Genomic DNA, 16,651 nt, shown 5'->3' on the forward strand with positions numbered 1-16,651 from the left:
TTGTATTTAACCTAATATTCGATTTACTAATTTTTCTTTTGCTGTTTTATCTTCGCCACAAAGCCATTGTATTACATTATCTTCCCACATGGCATCACGCTCATCTTCATTTATAATATTTCGTTCAATAGCTAAATCTAAAATTTTCCCTGGATAAGAAGACTGCTTGGCACTTTCCATTTCACCTAATGGATAAGGGTCATCCAACCCTACCAATACTTGTTTTGATGTTTGATTTTTAATCAATAATTCCAAACCACCAGTATCATGTACGAGTGTGTCAAAGAAGATGTTTTTATGTCCTACGGCCTTTCTTGGGTGACTTTTGCCCTCAAACAAATCAGGACGACCATCAAAGCCTTGAATGCGTCTTCCTAAATTAATTTGCGCTAACTGACCACCATGAGCAAAGCATGTTCGCATATTAGGATATTTATCCTGATAACCATTAAGGGTTAAAAAGTGATAGGCATCTGCGCATTGCGCTAACATCCAGATCAGATGAAAACGCCAAGATGTATTTTCAAGTTTAATAAACTTTTCTCCATCATATGGATGAATCTCTACTGCCAAATTATATTTGTTGGCTAATTCAAAAATTGGTTCGTTTTCTTCATCAAAAATACAACGCCAGGTTCCAATGGTGTCCATATAATGGGTGGGAAGACATAATAATTGTAGCCCTAACTCTTCAACACAACGCTCAATTTCCCAACAGGCACCTCTTACAAAGCCAGGGTGTACTACAAAACCACAGGTAAATTTACTTGGGTTTTCGTGTTGAATTTTGGCATTAAAATCATTTTGAAAACGTAAGGCTTGTTTCATTTCCTCCACACGCAAACCATTACCATATAGTTGCGAGAGGTTTAGAACAACAGCATGGTCAATATTAAAACGCTGCATCCAAGCCAGTTTTTCGTTTAGGAAAAAGCTGGAATCCGTAATAGGTCTATTCCAATCTTTTTGAAGCATAAATTTCCGATCCTTATCAACCCAAAAAATCCCCTTGTCTTTCATGAATTGTGGGATTTCCTCTGGATAGGGCAGAAGATGTGAATGACCGTTTATTCTTAATTTGCGTTTTTCCATTTTTACTTCCAACAAAAGTGGGAATCATTTAATTTATATTCAATCTTAAACTAATAGCTAATCTTCAATTTTTACTTTTTTAGGAGGCTGCATCACGTTGCCGCAATTTGGGCAGGTACGTTTCATATCATCACCATAATACGCATCAAATATTTTAGGCATGTCGGTTTCAATATTATCTAAAGTAAAATCTTCTTCGTATAATTTTGTCGTACAATTTTCACAAAACCACAATAAAGCATCTTGAACACCCTCTTCTCTGGGATATTCTATAACTAAACCCACTGTGTTTGCTCCACGTTGTGGCGAATGAGGCACTTTTGGTGGTAGTAGAAAAATCTCACCTTCTCGAATGTGAATGTCTTTTGGTGTTCCTTCATCAATAACTTTTAAGACAATGTCCCCTTCTACTTGATAGAAAAATTCAGGTGTTTCGTTATAGTGATAGTCTTTTCGGCTATTAGGACCTCCAACAACCATGACAATAAAATCACCATCCTTCCAAACAACTTTATTGCCTACAGGTGGTTTTAACAGATGTCTGTTTTCTTCTATCCAGGCTTTAAAATTTATAGGTGGAAATAATTTACTCATGATGCTATGCTTTTTTCATTAATCTATGACCTAAAGTTACAAAGTTTGCAATCAATTTTGGTTATATTGACTGGTGTTTATTTTTTTATTCTTTCCAAATTTGATATCCAGAATGCTGTAAGCGCCATTGGAATAATCTACGGTTATATATATCTGATATCTCGGTTTCAGCTTGTTGCCACTTACTTTATAGATATTGCGTTCATACCAAAATATTTCTCGGTCATCTTTTACTTCAATGTGCTCATTGGAATCCACTTTAGCTCGGGAATATTCTTTTGAAAGATAAGAAGATTCAATTTTCAAATAAACCTTATCCACTAATGTCGTTTCTGTAAGAAAAGGATAAATATTTTCTGATTCATCAAACTGAATCCAATCTGCAATTTGTTTAATTGTTGAAATTTGGTCAACAGGCGCATTGGAATAGTTTTTAATTGCAAATTGTGCATTTGCAGTGATGGAAAGTAAAAAGAATATTATTGAAATCTTTGTTTTCATCACTGTTTATAAACTTTTTGTGCGCCCACCATCTACAGGAAGATTAATGCCATTAATATAACTAGCACATTCACTAGCAAGAAAAGTAATGGCATAAGCCAACTCTTCTGGTTTCGCAAATCGTTTTGCAGGTACTGCTTGCTTCATGATATTTGCCGCTTCATCTTCAGAATTGCCAGTTTTAGCCGATTTGTTTTTAATAATTTCAGTAAGTCGTTCGGTTCCTGTGGCACCAGGTAACACATTGTTTACCGTAATACCAAATTGACCTAATTCATTGGCCAGAGTTTTACTCCAATTAGCTACTGCACCTCGAATGGTGTTGCTTACACCTAGTCCATCGAGCGGTTGCTTGACAGATGTTGAAATAACATTTATAATTCTACCATACCCTTCACTTTTCATAAAAGGAACAATAGATTGAGCTAGAACATGATTACATTTTAAATGCTGGGTAAAGGCACTTTCAAATTCAGAAATATCAGCAGAAAAAACGGGTCCACCTTTAGGGCCTCCAGTATTATTGACTAAAATATGAAAGCCGTGATTTTTTGAAATATAAGACAAAACTTTTTGTTTTAATTCAATTGGGTTAGAAAAATCAGCCACGATGTAGTCATGTGCTCGTTGTTGGGGTAACTCTGATAAAGTTGCTTTTAGCTTATCTTCGTTTCTTGCTATTAGAGTCACTTGAACACCTTCTTGTGCCAATGCTATCGCTGTTGCTTTGCCAATTCCAGCTGTACTCCCACAAACAAGAGCGTATTTATTGTTTAAGTTTAAGTTCATTTTATTTTTTAATATTTTATACAAACATTTTTCGGTTCTGTAAAAAAGCGTAAAGCTTCAAACCCGCCCTCACGACCAATACCAGAAGCTTTTACCCCTCCAAAAGGTGTTCTTAAATCGCGCATCATCCATGTGTTTACCCAAACTATTCCTGCTTGCAATTGGTTACTCATGCGCATAGTACGTTTTAAATTGTTTGTCCACAGCGTAGCCGACAAACCATATTTTACTTTGTTAGCCATTTTCAAGACTTCATCTTCAGTATTAAATGGCATAATGGTAACTACAGGACCAAAAATTTCTTCTTGATTGACGCGGCATTCATCATTTGGAACTTCTATAACTGTTGGTTCTAGATAATAACCGTTTTCATGGCCTTCGACAATTACTTTATTGCCACCACACAGAATTTTGCCGTTTTCACTTTTTGCAATGTTAATATAATCCATCACTTTTTCTAAATGTGGTTGAGATACTAATGCACCTATATTAGTTGATTCTTCTGATGGATGACCAACTTTTAAATTCTTAATTTTATTTACAAAATCGGTTTTAAATTTTTCGTAGATGGATTGCTCAACAAAAATACGACTACCGCATAGGCATATTTGACCTTGATTAGCAAATGATGAGCGGACTGTGGTATCTAACATATCATCATAATCACAATCTGCAAAAATTATATTTGGGTTTTTACCACCTAATTCCAAGGACAATTTTTTAAACATTGGTGCTGCTACTTTTGCTATATGAGCTCCTGTTGCTGTGCCTCCAGTAAACGAAATGGCTTTAATATCTGGATGCTCAATAATCGCTTGACCTGTTAAGGTTCCTAATCCGTGAACTATATTTAGAACACCTTTAGGTAATCCAGCTTCGTTGCAAATTTCTCCTAACAAATAGGCTGTCATCGGTGTTACTTCACTAGGTTTAGCTACAACACAATTTCCAGCTGCCAAAGCAGGTGCAATTTTCCAGGTAAAGAGATAGAGTGGAAGATTCCAAGGTGAGATACAACCCACAACACCAATAGGTTGACGTAAGGTGTAATTAATAGCTTGTTGTCCCGTGCTTTCATGACTTTCGCTAGAAAATTGTGTAATAGCATTTCCGAAGAATCTGAAATTACTAGCTGCTCTTGGAATATCTACAGCTTTTGCCAAACTAACAGGTTTGCCATTATCTTTACTTTCAGCTTCTGCAAAGCGTTGTAAATTGCCTTCTAGTAACTCCGATATTTTTATAAGAATGCGACTGCGTTCTTCCAATGTGGTTTGTGACCAGCTAGGGAAAGCCGATTTAGCTGCTGTATAAGCGTTTTCAACATCTTCTGATGATGAGTTTGGAATTTGCCCATAAACCTCACCATTAGATGGGTTGTAGTTATCTATCCAATTATCTTGTATCGGATTATAAAATGTTCCGTTTATATAGTTTTGTATGTTCATGTCATTCACAAATGAAGAACCAAGAAAATAGAGTCAAGACTAATTGTCTTGTCACTTGGCTCTTGTGTCTTTAATCTTTTTTTCTATAAGCCATCACTTTTATCTCCACAACCAAATCAGGATGCGGTAATTGGTGAACGGCAACAGTAGTACGTGTTGGACCATTTTCTTTTTCAAAAAACTCGGCATAGGCTTTATTATAACCTGCAAAATCGTTCATATTTACTAAAAAGGAGGTCACATCAACAACATCTTTTAAAGAGGCTCCAACAGTTTGTAAGTTTTTATCAATGTTTTTTAAAACTTCTCGAGTTTGCACTTCAGCATTCAAGCGTTTGGTTCCCATTTCGTCTATTATATCAACACCAGCAATCGTATTATCCGATCGACGTGAACTGGTACCTGAAACGAATATGAAATCGCCTACTACTTTTACGTGTGGATAGGCTCCTCTTGGTGTTACTTTTGTTCCTTCGCTCATAATTATGATTTTAAACCGGCAATTCTATTGTCCTCCAGTATGTTTTCGGTTTTGGTTTTTACTTTTTCTATAATTGTTTTTAAAACTGCTTTATCTGTCAGGTCGAGTGCAGTCGAGACCTCACCATCAGCCAGCATATTTAATATGGCTTTGTCTTGAGCACGACCTCTCAACATAGCTTCACGATATCCTATATCTTCATTAAAAGTCACCAACGAATATTTTGATGAATACTCATCTGGAAACGTTTTCTCAAAAGCCATTTCCAAAGTGCGTTTTTCTCTGAAATTAGGATGGTTAACATGACCTTTCATTTCGTAGAAATTGTCAATTGCCAAATCGGCAATAGCATCGGTATCTTTTTTGCGATTCTTCTCGTAAACCTTAAAAATGGTTTCCCAATCATCAAATCCTTGATCAAGAACCTTGTCAAATTCTACAACATCTTCAAACGACGCATTCATGCCTTGTCCATAAAAAGGCACGATGGCATGTGCTGCATCTCCCATTAATAAGGTGTTGCCTTTGTAATGCCATGGTGAACACTTTACAGTACCTAATGGTGCTGTTGGGTTTTCGAAATAATCATCAACTAGGTTTGGCATTAAATTCAGCGCGTCCTTGAAATATTTAGTAAAGAATTCTAATACACGATCTTTTGTGGTTAGGTTATTGAAATTGTACTCACCTTCGTCAAAGCTTAAAAACAGAGTAACCGTAAAACTGCCATCTAAATTTGGTAGAGCTATGAGCATAAAGGCTTCGCGACCCCAAATGTGTAAGGCATTTTTATAGGTTTTAAAACTGCCGTTTTCACCCGGAAGAATACTTAATTCTTTATAACCATGTGTCAGGTAATCTTGCGAAAAACTAAACAGGAATTTACGTTCTAAATAATAGCTTTTTCGTAATGCCGAACCTGCGCCATCTGTTCCAATAATAATATCGGCATCTTCAATAAACTCTGTTTTGGTATCGTAATCTTTGAATGTGGCAGTGGTTTTTACAAAATCAACTGCTTTACATTTTTTATTAAAGTGAATTTTTACATTGTCGTGTTTTTCAGCTTCATCCAGTAGTAATGCATTTAATCCGCCTCGAGAAATGGAATTGATATACTCATGGTCACGACCACTATAAGGTGCTAAAGTGGTGTTGCCTTCAATATCATGAAGCATTCTACCGTTCATAGGAATACAAAGTGGCATAACTTTATTTTTAATGCCAACTAAATTCATAGCCTTTATTCCACGATCTGAAAATGCTAAATTAATGGATCGTCCTGCTGAAATATCAACTTTACGCAAATCTGGACGCATTTCGTAAACCGTTACATTGTAACCACGTTGACCCATACGCAGAGCAAGGAGTGAACCACAAAGGCCAGCTCCTATTATTAATACGTTTTGTTTATTACTCATTCAAAATATGCTTTAATTTTTCAACCATTTGATAGACATCCTCAAATGAATTATATAATGGAACTGGTGCACAACGAATAACATCAGGTTCACGCCAATCACTTATCACACTAGCTTCTGTTAATTTATTATGCAAGCTTTTATCAGCATTCTTGACTTGAATTGATAGCTGACAACCACGTTCTTCAGGATTTTCCGGAGTGATAATTCGTATAGTGTCCTCACCTAATTGTTTCAATAAAAATTCAAAATAAGCGGTTAGTTTTCTAGATTTTTCATTCAATTTATCAATGCCTACTTCATTAAAAATATCTAATGATGCACGAATAGCCGCTAAAGATAAAATTGGCGGATTGCTTAATTGCCAGCCTTCAGCTCCTGGTAATTGGTCAAATTCATGACGCATATTAAATCGAGTTTGCTTGTTATGACTCCACCAACCTGTAAATCGGTTTAAATCTTTGTTATGAGCATGACGTTCATGAACAAAAGCACCAGCTAAACTTCCTGGGCCAGAATTTAAATATTTATACGTGCACCAAACGGCAAAATCGGCTCCTGATTCGTGTAAATTGAGTTCTACATTTCCTGCACCATGTGCACAATCAAACCCAACCATGCAACCGTAATTATGACCTAATTTGGTTATGCGTTTTAAATCAAAATATTGTCCTGTGTAATAATTTACACCTCCAATCATGATTAGAGCCACTTCGTTACCGTGAGCTTTCATAATGGCTTCTAAATCTTCATAACGAACCAATTCTTCACCTTCGCGAGCTTTCCAAAGAATTAAACCGTCTTTATCATCAAAACCATGATGGCGTAACTGTGATTCAACAGCATATTTATCTGAAGGGAAGGCATCAGCCTCAATAATAATTTTATAGCGTTCTGTAGTGGGTTTATAAAACGATACCATCATGAAATGCAAGTTAGCAGTAAGCGTATTCATGGTAACCACTTCAATCGGTTTGGCACCGACTACTTTTGCCATGCTTTCTGTTAGAAATTCATGATAGGGTAACCATGGATTTTTGGCTTCAGTATGACCTTCAACACCGAGATTAGCCCAATCTTCAAGTTCCTGATTAATATAAGATTTAGTAGTTTTTGGTTGTAAGCCTAAAGAATTTCCGCAGAGATAAATAAGTTCGTTTCCATCTTCATCTTTTGGAATATGAAACTGTTTTCTGTACTTTGATAAAGTATCTAATTGATCTTGTTGTTTAGCGTATTCAAGACCTAATTTATAAGTGGACAATGTGCGTGATTTTTCGGTTTCCAACAAAAATAAGAATTATAAGTTTAGAAATGAAGATGGGATAGCGAGATAATTTAAAGCTAGCTTTTTTGTATCTTTAAGAAAAGTAAACACAATGGGAAAAACAAAAGAATATAGTAATGGTGAAACCACCATTGTTTGGGAGCCAGAAAAATGTATTCACTCTGGAATATGTGTAAAAGGCTTACCAAACGTTTTTCAGCCTAAAGATAAACCGTGGATTAAAGTTGAGGCAGCAACAACTGATGAGCTGGTGAAACAGGTAAAGCAATGTCCATCTGGTGCTTTAAGTTATTACATGAATGATGATGCCGATAAAAGTTCGGAATCATTGGAAACTAAAGTTGAAGTACTTGAAGATGGTCCACTTTTGGTTTATGGCACGTTGAAGGTAACCCATAAAAACGGTGATCAGGAAACCAAAAATAAGACAACGGCTTTCTGCAGGTGTGGTGCTTCACACAATAAACCGTATTGTGATGGCACTCACGTAAAAAATGAATTTAAAGGTTAAAAAACAGGCTTCAATTAAAAAAATGGAAGCCTGTTTCTGAATATATATAGACGCTTACTGCGGGATATTTATTTTTATATACGGATGAAAAATAATTTTGGATTATTTCTTATTCAATTTTTACATCAGTAAAATATAATTCCCAATTGTCTGACGTTTTTTTATAACTCATTGGAATAACGATACCATTTAATTCCTTATTGTCCTCCCAAGTTGTCATCATGGTAGGTTCTTGAGCATTAGCCTTTCTGTAAATCCATTCCTCAATCACAAAATCATCATTAAAATAAAAATCATAAGCATCTCCAGGTGTGTAGCCGCCTTCGCTCGAATAGGTTAGGGTAATTTTATTCAATTCTTTATTAGCTAATGGAGAATTTTCTTTTGAAGGTTCTGAAATAGTTGTACCAGAATCCCAAACCAAATTAAAAGGTGTTAACAACCAGTATTTGTCATTTATAAAAGCTTTGTCTGCATTAATAAATGTACTGTCTATTTTGCTTCTGTTATAGCGCAGCGTATCGTTTTTTGATTTTAAAACAACATCATTTGTTTTTGGGTACCATTCCCATGAACGTTCAAAATGACTGCTATCACGATCTACATTAAAAGTAAATTTAACAGTTTCAATAGTATCCCAATTCTCAATACCGTAACGATTTGCAATTTTTTCGGCAATGGTAAGCTCCATCACATTGCTTGTTTCAGGTTCTTTTTTATCGGATTTACAAGCCAGAATACTTATACTGATTGCAATAAGTGTCATTATTTTTTTCATACTAGGTTTTCTAATTTTGTGCGAAGTTATACTATTTTAGTATCAAATTCTAGTTTATTATGAATACCGAAAACAACTATTTCGAAATTAATAAAGCTACATGGAATGAGAAAGTAAAGATACATTCTAAAAGCCAGATGTATGATTTACAAGCGTTTAAAAATGGCAATAATTCTTTGATGCCTTATGAGTTGAACGCTCTTGGTGATATTAATGGGAAGTCATTATTACACTTGCAATGTCATTTTGGGCAGGATACCTTGAGTTGGAGTCGGTTGGGAGCACAATGTGTAGGTGTAGATTTAAGCGACGAAGGTATAAAACTAGCTCAAACCCTTAATAACGAATTACAATTAGATGCCGAATTTGTGTGTTGTAATGTTTTGGATACTTCTAAACATATAAACGAATCATTTGATATAGTGTTTACCAGTTATGGTGTGATTGGTTGGTTGCCCGATTTAAAACCTTGGGGACAAATGATAGCCGAACGCTTAAAGCCAGGTGGCACATTTTATATGGTAGAATTTCACCCCATAGTTTGGATGTTTGATTATTTAAAAGGGAAACCGGTTATGAAATATGGTTACATGCAAGATGAAGCTATTTATGAAGAATATGAAGGTACATACGCTGACACCAACTCTAAAATGGTAAGTAAAGAATACGGTTGGAATCATGGATTAGGCGAAGTTATTAATGCTTTAACAGAAGCAGGTTTGCAGATTGATTATTTAAATGAGTACGATGAAAGCCCGTATGATGTATTGCCTGATTTGGTTAAAACCGATTCTGGTATGTTTATCACTCAAGATAAATTGTATCCCTTAATTTTTGAGGTGAAGGCTAGGAAGATTTAGGAGGTTTCGCTAACGGTTTTGTATATGAAAAGTAGCGGATTTTACTCACGGACTTTTCGGTTTGGTACTGACCTTAAATTTATAAAATTTATTTTCGATTAGGCGCTTAAACCGCTATTTTTTATATACGTTGTTGTACGCTGGCTTTTTTCCATTTTCTATTATTCTACATTGTTCAAAGTCCATTTCGGGATAAGCTTCATTTGCCCAATCACTTAACAACTTTAAAACGGGTAAAAGTCCAACTGCTTTTTCGGTTAATGAATATTCAACTCTTGGCGGAATTTCAGCAAAAGACTGTCTTAAAAGTAAACCATCGTTTTCTAATTCTTTCAGCTGATTAGTCAGCACCTTTTTTGATATCGTAGGTATTAGAGTATTCAGCATCCCAAATCGTATAGAACCATTTGATAGTAAATACAAAATAATCGGTTTCCATTTATTGCCAATGATGTTCATCGTATGCACAAGGGTACATGCATTTGGGTTGTCTATATATTTTCTTGCCATTAGTTACTTTTTGGTTACCACTATTTGTTCAAATTCAAACACTATAGTTTCATTTTTAAACTATTATTAGTTTCTTTGCGATACAAATGTAATTAAAAATTTAAAATGAAAAATATTTTTATAATAAATGGGCATCAAAAATATCCGTTTTCAGAAGGAAAGTTAAACGCAAGTTTAACTAAAAAAGCAGAAACCTACTTTAAGAGCAACGGTTACAATATCAAGAAAACTACAATGAAAGACAATTATAATGTCAATGAAGAAATTGAAAAATTTAAATGGGCAGATGTTGTCTTTTTTCAAACTCCTTTAAACTGGATGGGTGTTAGTTGGTCATTTAAAAAATATATAGATGAAGTATTTTCGATGGGTATGATGGGCGAAATGTCTAATGGTGATGGAAGAAGTAAAGAAGCACCGAAGAAGAATTACGGATTAGGTGGAAAGTTAAACGGAAAGTATATGATGTCAGTAACGGCTAATGCACCAAAAGAAGCTTTTAATAATCCAGAGGAAACTTTTTTTAATGGTATGAGTGAAGATGACTTACTAAAACCTATGCATCTTAATTTTAAATGGTTTGGTTTTGAACCATTACCAACTTTTGTGGCATATGATGTAATGAAAAACCCTGAAATAGAGAATGATTTTAATCGTTTTGAAAATCATTTAAAAGCAAACTTTTAAAGTATTAATTATGAATAGACCAACACCAAAACATACAGCACCAGATTTACAATTCCCATTATTAGATGGAAATCAATGGAATTTAGCAGACCAAAAACCAGGCAACTTTACTTTGGTTGTTTTTTATCGAGGATTGCATTGTCCTTTATGTAAAAAGTACTTACAACAATTACAAGAATTGTTACCCGAATTTGAGCAAAGAGGCGTTAATGTTGTAGCTGTAAGTATGGATACCGAAAAGAGAGCTAGACTTTCTCGTCAAAAGTGGGAATTGTCTAATCTTACTTTGGGCTATGGTTTATCTGAAAAATCAGCCAGAGATTGGGCTTTGTATTTAAGTGCAGGTGTAAAAGAGGGTGAACCAAGTGAGTTTAGTGAACCAGGATTATTTTTAATTGACAATAGTAACCAAGTTTATTATTCAGCTATAAACAGTAATCCTTGGGGAAGACCATATTTACCATCTTTTGTAAAAGCGGTAGATTACATTATTACAGCTCATTATCCAGCTCGTGGAGAAATGTTATAATTTTGTATATGTTAAAATATAGTTTCTGTTGAAGAAAACATTCAAATATTTAGTTCAAAATAGGCATGCCACATGGTTGGAGCTTTTTTTTGATTTGGTTTTTGTGTCCAGTATAGGTATTGTTACGCATCAACTTGCACATACTCATCATAATCATATAGATCCTAAACAAATTTGGATGTTTCCTCTTCAATTCCTATCTATTTGGTGGATTTGGACGCTGCACACCTTATTTGCTAATCGTTTTGACACAGATAGTAGGTACCATAGAATTTCAAGTTTGGCTATCATGTTTTTAATGATAACAATGACTGCCTTTTTAGGTAGTGATTTATTTGAAAACTATGGGTTGTTTATTGGCTTTTATGCAGTTATTCAAATCATTATAGCAGGCCTGTATATTAATTCTACTAAAGCACTTAATGAGTCAAAAGAGTATGCTAGTAAATGCGGTATAATTATAATTATTGGAACAATTATTATTGGTGCTTCATTTCTCTTCCCTGATCCTTACAGAGAAATTACTTTAGTTTTAGGAATCTTTTTTGAAATGATAGCTTTTATTCTTGTAAGCAAAAACAAGAATGTGCCTCCAGTACATAAAGAGCATTTAGTTGAAAGAATTGGTCTTCTTTCCATTATACTTTTAGGTGAATCTATTATTAGTTTAACAACAGCCTTAAGAGATATTAATTGGGATGCATTGAGTGTCATTGCTGCCGTAACTGGATTTATAATGATAGGATTAATCTGGTGGATTTATTATGATAGCTTTCATGTAATGGAAAGATTAATAGCAATGAAGAATGGTTTTACTCTTATTTATTCTCACTTCTTTCTTGCTATGGGATTTGTGATATTAGCTAATGTCATCAGACATGCTATTTTGAATGATTTAAACCAAAACGATTTTAGGGTACTGGCAATAGTAGGAATGTGTTTCTTTTATGTAGGAAAACAAACCATATATTTTAAATTTTTACCACCTTTTAGAAAACCTATAGTTATCAATACACTTATTTGTGTTTTTATAACAGTGGGTTCAACGTTTCTTCCAAAAATTGAATATGCACTTATAGGTATAACAATTGGAATGTTATACTACACAATAGGGAATTTTAAGTTTACATTGACAAAGGACGTGTCGAGGTTTTTGGATTAATAAAGATTTGAAACAGTCTTTCAGCTTGCGTACAACGATAAGGCATGAAATCGTTTTAATGGTTTATATCTGCTGTAAACGAATTCCACTTTTTTAATTTAAAAAATCAAATTACAAGTTTGTCTTTACAGCATTTCGACAAGCTCAATGTGACAGCCATGAATGATAATTAAAATAGATTCCTGTTTCCACAGGAATTGATTTAATGATTCTCCTTCAATACCTCTGGCATTTTTCGTTTAAAACGATTTAAACGCGGAATAGAAACATTCTGAACGTAAGGATTATCTCGATTATAACGTTCGTAGTCTTGGTGATAATCCTCTGCTACCCAGAATTTTTGAAACGGATACACTTCTGCAGCAACAGGTTTATCTAATTGTTTTTGGAGAGCGGCTTTCTTTTTTAAAATAATATCTTTTTGCTCTTGGTTTTGATAAAAAATTATGGAGCGATATTGTGAGCCCCTATCTGGACCTTGACCATTAACCTGTGTTGGGTTTTGTGATGCGAAATAAACATCCACCAATGTTGAGAAACTCACCACATTGGGGTCGTAAATTACTTCTACGGCTTCAGCATGTCCAGTGCGTCCTGTATTGCTGGCCTCGTAGGTTGGATTCTTTGTGTGTCCGCCAGCATATCCTGAAATGGCTTCATTAACACCTATTACACTTTCATAAACAGCTTCAACACACCAAAAACAACCACTGGCAAAATAGGCTTTGGCTTTGCCATTTTGCAGAGGAACTTCAATGGGTTCTGCATTAATTACAGCTAGTTGTTCTGGGTTTGTTTGAGCCGTGTTACTACAACTCCAAAAAAGTGCTAATAAAAAGAATGGAAGTATTGATTTCATAAATAAGTTTTTCTTTTAATAGACGAAATAAAGCAGAAAACCTTAATCAAGCAACCGTGAAAGTTTTATTAAATAAAAAACCCCAGACCGAAAAGTCTGGGGTTTTAAGTATTCGTGTGAATGGATTATAGTTTAGCAAACATTTTTTCCATTTTTGTTTTTTCTTCTTCAGCTAAAGCCGCATCTACCAAAATACGGCCACTATGCTCGTCAGTAATTATTTTTTTACGTGAAGCAATTTCCATTTGAACTTGTGGTGGAATTGTAAAGAATGATCCACCAGAAGCACCTCTTTCAATTGGCACAACAGCTAATCCATTTTTTACATTGTTTCTTATGCGAGAATACGCAGCAACTAAACGCTCTTCAATAGAGTTTTTGTAGTCGTCTGATTTCTTAATTAAAGCTTCTTCCTCTTTTTCAGTTTCGGCTAAAATGGCATCTAACTCACTTTTCTTATGCTTAAGATGTGTTTGGCGCTCTTTTAAACGGTCTTTAGTTTCGGCAATAACCTCTTTCTTTTGCTCAATTTGAGCTTTATATTCTTTGATGTTTTTTTCAGCTAATTGAATTTCCAATTCCTGATATTCAATCTCTTTTGAAATAGAGTTAAACTCACGGTTATTACGAACATTTTTTTGTTGCTCGTTATATTTTTTGATTAAGGCTTTAGCCTCTTCAATAAGATTCTTTTTAGAGCTAATATCGTTATTGATGACCTCTAAACTTGCTTCCAGTTTTTCAAATCTGGTGTTTAATCCAGCAACTTCATCTTCTAAATCACGAACTTCTAAAGGAAGTTCTCCACGAACGTTTCTAATTTCATCGATACGAGAATCGATAAGTTGTAAATCGTATAATGCTCTTAAGCGCTCTTCTACAGTTACTTCTTTCTTTTTTGCCATACTTTAAAAATACTTAACAGGATTGGTATTGGTCTTTGATAAAACGACTGCAAAATTAGTAATTTTTTTTGTAAGATACGTCACTAAAAAGTTTTTTGTGAACTGCTCACTTTCATAATGACCAATATCGGCCAATACGATGTTATTTTCAGCTTGAAAAAAGTCGTGATATTTTAAGTCAGATGTCACAAATATGTCAGCACCAGCACGTTTAGCGGCAGAAATAGCAAAACTGCCTGACCCTCCCAAGACAGCAACTTTACTGATGGGTTTTTCCAATAATTTGGTATGTCTGACGCTTTCGGTATTCATTTTAGCTTTCAACAAGCGCAAAAAATCATTTTCTGATAGCGGTTTTTCTAACTCACCAATCATACCTATACCAATATTTTGATTGGTATTTTCGAGTGTTACAACCTCATAAGCGACTTCTTCATAAGAGTGATTTTCAAATAGGGCCTTTAAAACTTTGGACTCGGCATGTTTTGCAAATGTTACTGAAATTTGCGATTCAGGTTCTTGATGCTGTTCCAGTTTCTTGCCTTTTGTAGGATTGGAATCTTCGTTGCCCTTGTAGGTGCCAGTTCCTTCAACATTGAAACTACACTCGCTGTAGTTGCCAATATTTCCAGCTCCAGCATTAAAAAGTACTTGACGCAATGCTTCAGCTTCTGAAATGGGTGCATAGGTCGTCAACTTCTTAATGGTTTGCAATTGCGGAATTAAGGTTTTACGATTATTTAAACCCAATTGTTCACAAATGATATTATTTACACCTAATTTGGCATTGTCCAGAGCGGTGTGAATGGCATAAATACTTATGTTGTTTTGAATGGCTTTTAAAACAGTTCGTTCAACATATGTTTTTCCAGTCAGTTTTTTCAAACCTTTGAAAATTATAGGGTGAAAACTAACAATTAAGTTGCAGTTGTTTTCTATAGCTTCATCAACAACAGTTTCTAAAGTGTCTAGAGTTACCAATATACCTGTTAGTTTTGCTTGTGAATTACCAACCAAAAGTCCTGTATTATCAAAATCTTCGGCATAAGCTTGTGGAGCCAATGTTTCCAAATGATTAATTACATCTTGTATAATCATAAATAGTGTATTTCAAACAAAGATAAAATTTTTACAAGCATGAATCTCATATTTTATAATTGATGAAAAAGGTGTTGTAAAAAAATAATCTTTACTTTGTTTTAAATTATGTGTTATTGTCACAACAATGAGATTTTTAAGAACCTTACTATTTCCTGTTGTTCCCATTTACTTTATGGTTACCTGGTTGCGGAATAAATTATATGACTTGGGTTTGAAAAAATCAAAAGCCTATAGTTTCCCTGTTATATGTGTTGGTAATTTAAGTACAGGAGGCACTGGTAAAACACCCATGGTTGAATATTTGATACGCTTGCTTAAAGAAGATTTTACGCTAGCGACGTTAAGTAGGGGTTATGGTAGAGCAACCAAGGGTTTTTTAATGGCTACTGAAAATACCACAGCTCAAACATTGGGTGATGAGCCTTATCAATTTTATCATAAGTTTAAAGAAGATGTAGTGGTTGCTGTTGATGAGCAACGACAGCATGGGATATCTCAATTACGAGAATTGCAAAATAAGCCAGATTTAATCATATTGGATGATGCTTTTCAGCACAGAAAAGTGAAAGCAGGCATTAATATTTTATTGACCAGTTATCATAATTTATATACAAATGATATTGTTTTGCCAACTGGTAATTTACGAGAGCCAAGAAAAGGGGCTAAGCGTGCTGATATTATTGTAGTTACTAAATGCCCTTTAGGTGTTTCGGAACATGATAAAGAACGAATCACCAAAGCAATTAATCCTGAAGAATATCAAATGGTTTTTTTTAGTACCATAGACTATTCAGAAGCGGTTTTTAGTGATTCTGAAACCTTAATGATAAATAGTTTAAAACCATTTACATTGGTTACAGGAATTGCAAATCCAAAGCCTTTGCTTGAACATTTAGATAGAAATGGGTCAGAGTATGAGCATCTAAATTATAAAGACCATCATAATTTTTCAAGTGCTGATATTAAAGTGCTAGAACAAAAAGATGTTATTGTAACCACAGAGAAAGATTATATGCGGTTGAAAACATATAATACTTTAAAAGATAAGTTGTTTTATCTACCTATTACAACTCGAATAGAAGATTCGGACGTATTTGATAGTAAAGTAATCGAGTTAGTAAAGGGTTGTCATTAA

At 34.5% G+C, this 16,651-nt stretch carries 19 protein-coding genes; 6 read left to right on the forward strand and 13 right to left on the reverse strand.

The annotated features are described in order from the left end of the window. Positions 1-6 precede the first annotated feature (6 nt). From C1S72_RS10865 to kynU, 8 genes are all read right to left on the reverse strand, one after another. Complete coding sequence (locus tag C1S72_RS10865; protein ID WP_104735613.1) at positions 7-1,092, reverse strand: amidohydrolase family protein; 1,086 nt, start codon at positions 1,090-1,092, stop codon at positions 7-9. 57 nt (positions 1,093-1,149) lie between these two features. Continuing rightward, positions 1,150-1,686, reverse strand: a complete 537-nt coding sequence (locus C1S72_RS10870; RefSeq protein WP_104735614.1) for a 3-hydroxyanthranilate 3,4-dioxygenase — start codon at positions 1,684-1,686, stop codon at positions 1,150-1,152. 51 nt (positions 1,687-1,737) lie between these two features. After that, positions 1,738-2,187 (reverse strand): hypothetical protein, encoded by a 450-nt coding sequence (locus C1S72_RS10875; protein ID WP_104735615.1) that lies wholly within the window; start codon positions 2,185-2,187, stop codon positions 1,738-1,740. Positions 2,188-2,193: 6 nt separating this feature from the next. Then, complete coding sequence (locus C1S72_RS10880; RefSeq protein WP_104735872.1) at positions 2,194-2,976, reverse strand: SDR family oxidoreductase; 783 nt, start codon at positions 2,974-2,976, stop codon at positions 2,194-2,196. An 8-nt stretch (positions 2,977-2,984) separates the two neighbouring features. Beyond that, positions 2,985-4,424: an aldehyde dehydrogenase gene (locus tag C1S72_RS10885; RefSeq protein WP_104735616.1), complete on the reverse strand. Its 1,440-nt coding sequence runs from the start codon at positions 4,422-4,424 to the stop codon at positions 2,985-2,987. Positions 4,425-4,494: 70 nt separating this feature from the next. Then, positions 4,495-4,905, reverse strand: coding sequence for a RidA family protein (locus C1S72_RS10890; RefSeq protein ID WP_104735617.1), 411 nt, complete (start codon positions 4,903-4,905; stop codon positions 4,495-4,497). Between the two features lie 2 nt (positions 4,906-4,907). Then, positions 4,908-6,326 carry an FAD-dependent oxidoreductase gene (locus tag C1S72_RS10895; protein WP_104735618.1) on the reverse strand — a complete coding sequence of 473 codons (1,419 nt, stop codon included), beginning with the start codon at positions 6,324-6,326 and terminating at the stop codon, positions 4,908-4,910. Next, complete coding sequence (gene kynU, locus C1S72_RS10900) at positions 6,319-7,590, reverse strand: kynureninase (RefSeq protein WP_104735619.1); 1,272 nt, start codon at positions 7,588-7,590, stop codon at positions 6,319-6,321. The genes C1S72_RS10895 and kynU overlap by 8 nt, the downstream gene beginning before the upstream one ends. A gap of 115 nt (positions 7,591-7,705) precedes the next feature. Between kynU and C1S72_RS10905 the strand changes: the two genes are divergently transcribed. After that, on the forward strand, positions 7,706-8,125 hold the full coding sequence (locus C1S72_RS10905; protein WP_104735620.1) for a (4Fe-4S)-binding protein: 420 nt from the start codon (positions 7,706-7,708) through the stop codon (positions 8,123-8,125). Between the two features lie 109 nt (positions 8,126-8,234). On the opposite strand, the gene C1S72_RS10910 is transcribed toward C1S72_RS10905, so the two are convergent. After that, complete coding sequence (locus tag C1S72_RS10910) at positions 8,235-8,903, reverse strand: hypothetical protein (protein WP_104735621.1); 669 nt, start codon at positions 8,901-8,903, stop codon at positions 8,235-8,237. Between the two features lie 59 nt (positions 8,904-8,962). On the opposite strand from C1S72_RS10910, the gene C1S72_RS10915 reads away from it, so the two are divergent. Then, entirely contained in the window at positions 8,963-9,763 is an 801-nt protein-coding gene (locus C1S72_RS10915) for a class I SAM-dependent methyltransferase (protein WP_104735622.1), read from the forward strand. 114 nt (positions 9,764-9,877) lie between these two features. On the opposite strand, the gene C1S72_RS10920 is transcribed toward C1S72_RS10915, so the two are convergent. Beyond that, entirely contained in the window at positions 9,878-10,273 is a 396-nt protein-coding gene (locus C1S72_RS10920; protein WP_104735623.1) for a winged helix-turn-helix transcriptional regulator, read from the reverse strand. 105 nt (positions 10,274-10,378) lie between these two features. Here C1S72_RS10920 and C1S72_RS10925 point away from each other — a divergent pair, with 105 nt between their 5' ends. From C1S72_RS10925 to C1S72_RS10935, 3 genes are read left to right on the forward strand one after another with little or no spacing between them, the layout of a single operon-like run. Continuing rightward, positions 10,379-10,960, forward strand: coding sequence for an NAD(P)H-dependent oxidoreductase (locus C1S72_RS10925; protein WP_104735624.1), 582 nt, complete (start codon positions 10,379-10,381; stop codon positions 10,958-10,960). A gap of 10 nt (positions 10,961-10,970) precedes the next feature. Continuing rightward, positions 10,971-11,489, forward strand: a complete 519-nt coding sequence (locus C1S72_RS10930) for a peroxiredoxin-like family protein (protein WP_104735625.1) — start codon at positions 10,971-10,973, stop codon at positions 11,487-11,489. Positions 11,490-11,517: 28 nt separating this feature from the next. After that, on the forward strand, positions 11,518-12,651 hold the full coding sequence (locus C1S72_RS10935; RefSeq protein WP_162919969.1) for a low temperature requirement protein A: 1,134 nt from the start codon (positions 11,518-11,520) through the stop codon (positions 12,649-12,651). Between the two features lie 202 nt (positions 12,652-12,853). On the opposite strand, the gene msrA is transcribed toward C1S72_RS10935, so the two are convergent. From msrA to C1S72_RS10950, 3 genes are all read right to left on the reverse strand, one after another. Further along, positions 12,854-13,510, reverse strand: coding sequence for a peptide-methionine (S)-S-oxide reductase MsrA (gene msrA, locus C1S72_RS10940; protein ID WP_104735627.1), 657 nt, complete (start codon positions 13,508-13,510; stop codon positions 12,854-12,856). Between the two features lie 125 nt (positions 13,511-13,635). After that, positions 13,636-14,415, reverse strand: coding sequence for a zinc ribbon domain-containing protein (locus C1S72_RS10945; protein WP_104735628.1), 780 nt, complete (start codon positions 14,413-14,415; stop codon positions 13,636-13,638). Between the two features lie 3 nt (positions 14,416-14,418). Then, positions 14,419-15,513, reverse strand: coding sequence for a Nif3-like dinuclear metal center hexameric protein (locus C1S72_RS10950; RefSeq protein ID WP_104735629.1), 1,095 nt, complete (start codon positions 15,511-15,513; stop codon positions 14,419-14,421). A 127-nt stretch (positions 15,514-15,640) separates the two neighbouring features. Between C1S72_RS10950 and lpxK the strand changes: the two genes are divergently transcribed. Then, on the forward strand, positions 15,641-16,651 hold the full coding sequence (gene lpxK / locus C1S72_RS10955) for a tetraacyldisaccharide 4'-kinase (protein ID WP_104735630.1): 1,011 nt from the start codon (positions 15,641-15,643) through the stop codon (positions 16,649-16,651).

This window comes from Hanstruepera ponticola (assembly GCF_002940745.1).
GTDB classification, from domain to species: domain Bacteria; phylum Bacteroidota; class Bacteroidia; order Flavobacteriales; family Flavobacteriaceae; genus Hanstruepera; species Hanstruepera ponticola.

What these genes read in the sequence shown, in the direction of transcription:
- C1S72_RS10895 (WP_104735618.1), bottom strand. Translation starts at nt 6,326, where the DNA reads ATGAGTAATAAACAAAACGTATTAATAATAGGAGCTGGCCTTTGTGGT.
- C1S72_RS10875 (WP_104735615.1), bottom strand. Translation starts at nt 2,187, where the DNA reads ATGAAAACAAAGATTTCAATAATATTCTTTTTACTTTCCATCACTGCA.
- C1S72_RS10870 (WP_104735614.1), bottom strand. Translation starts at nt 1,686, where the DNA reads ATGAGTAAATTATTTCCACCTATAAATTTTAAAGCCTGGATAGAAGAA.
- C1S72_RS10920 (WP_104735623.1), bottom strand. Translation starts at nt 10,273, where the DNA reads ATGGCAAGAAAATATATAGACAACCCAAATGCATGTACCCTTGTGCAT.
- C1S72_RS10865 (WP_104735613.1), bottom strand. Translation starts at nt 1,092, where the DNA reads ATGGAAAAACGCAAATTAAGAATAAACGGTCATTCACATCTTCTGCCC.
- C1S72_RS10885 (WP_104735616.1), bottom strand. Translation starts at nt 4,424, where the DNA reads ATGAACATACAAAACTATATAAACGGAACATTTTATAATCCGATACAA.
- lpxK (WP_104735630.1), top strand. Translation starts at nt 15,641, where the DNA reads ATGAGATTTTTAAGAACCTTACTATTTCCTGTTGTTCCCATTTACTTT.
- C1S72_RS10945 (WP_104735628.1), bottom strand. Translation starts at nt 14,415, where the DNA reads ATGGCAAAAAAGAAAGAAGTAACTGTAGAAGAGCGCTTAAGAGCATTA.
- C1S72_RS10915 (WP_104735622.1), top strand. Translation starts at nt 8,963, where the DNA reads ATGAATACCGAAAACAACTATTTCGAAATTAATAAAGCTACATGGAAT.
- C1S72_RS10910 (WP_104735621.1), bottom strand. Translation starts at nt 8,903, where the DNA reads ATGAAAAAAATAATGACACTTATTGCAATCAGTATAAGTATTCTGGCT.
- C1S72_RS10930 (WP_104735625.1), top strand. Translation starts at nt 10,971, where the DNA reads ATGAATAGACCAACACCAAAACATACAGCACCAGATTTACAATTCCCA.
- C1S72_RS10925 (WP_104735624.1), top strand. Translation starts at nt 10,379, where the DNA reads ATGAAAAATATTTTTATAATAAATGGGCATCAAAAATATCCGTTTTCA.
- C1S72_RS10890 (WP_104735617.1), bottom strand. Translation starts at nt 4,905, where the DNA reads ATGAGCGAAGGAACAAAAGTAACACCAAGAGGAGCCTATCCACACGTA.
- msrA (WP_104735627.1), bottom strand. Translation starts at nt 13,510, where the DNA reads ATGAAATCAATACTTCCATTCTTTTTATTAGCACTTTTTTGGAGTTGT.
- C1S72_RS10905 (WP_104735620.1), top strand. Translation starts at nt 7,706, where the DNA reads ATGGGAAAAACAAAAGAATATAGTAATGGTGAAACCACCATTGTTTGG.
- C1S72_RS10880 (WP_104735872.1), bottom strand. Translation starts at nt 2,976, where the DNA reads ATGAACTTAAACTTAAACAATAAATACGCTCTTGTTTGTGGGAGTACA.
- C1S72_RS10950 (WP_104735629.1), bottom strand. Translation starts at nt 15,513, where the DNA reads ATGATTATACAAGATGTAATTAATCATTTGGAAACATTGGCTCCACAA.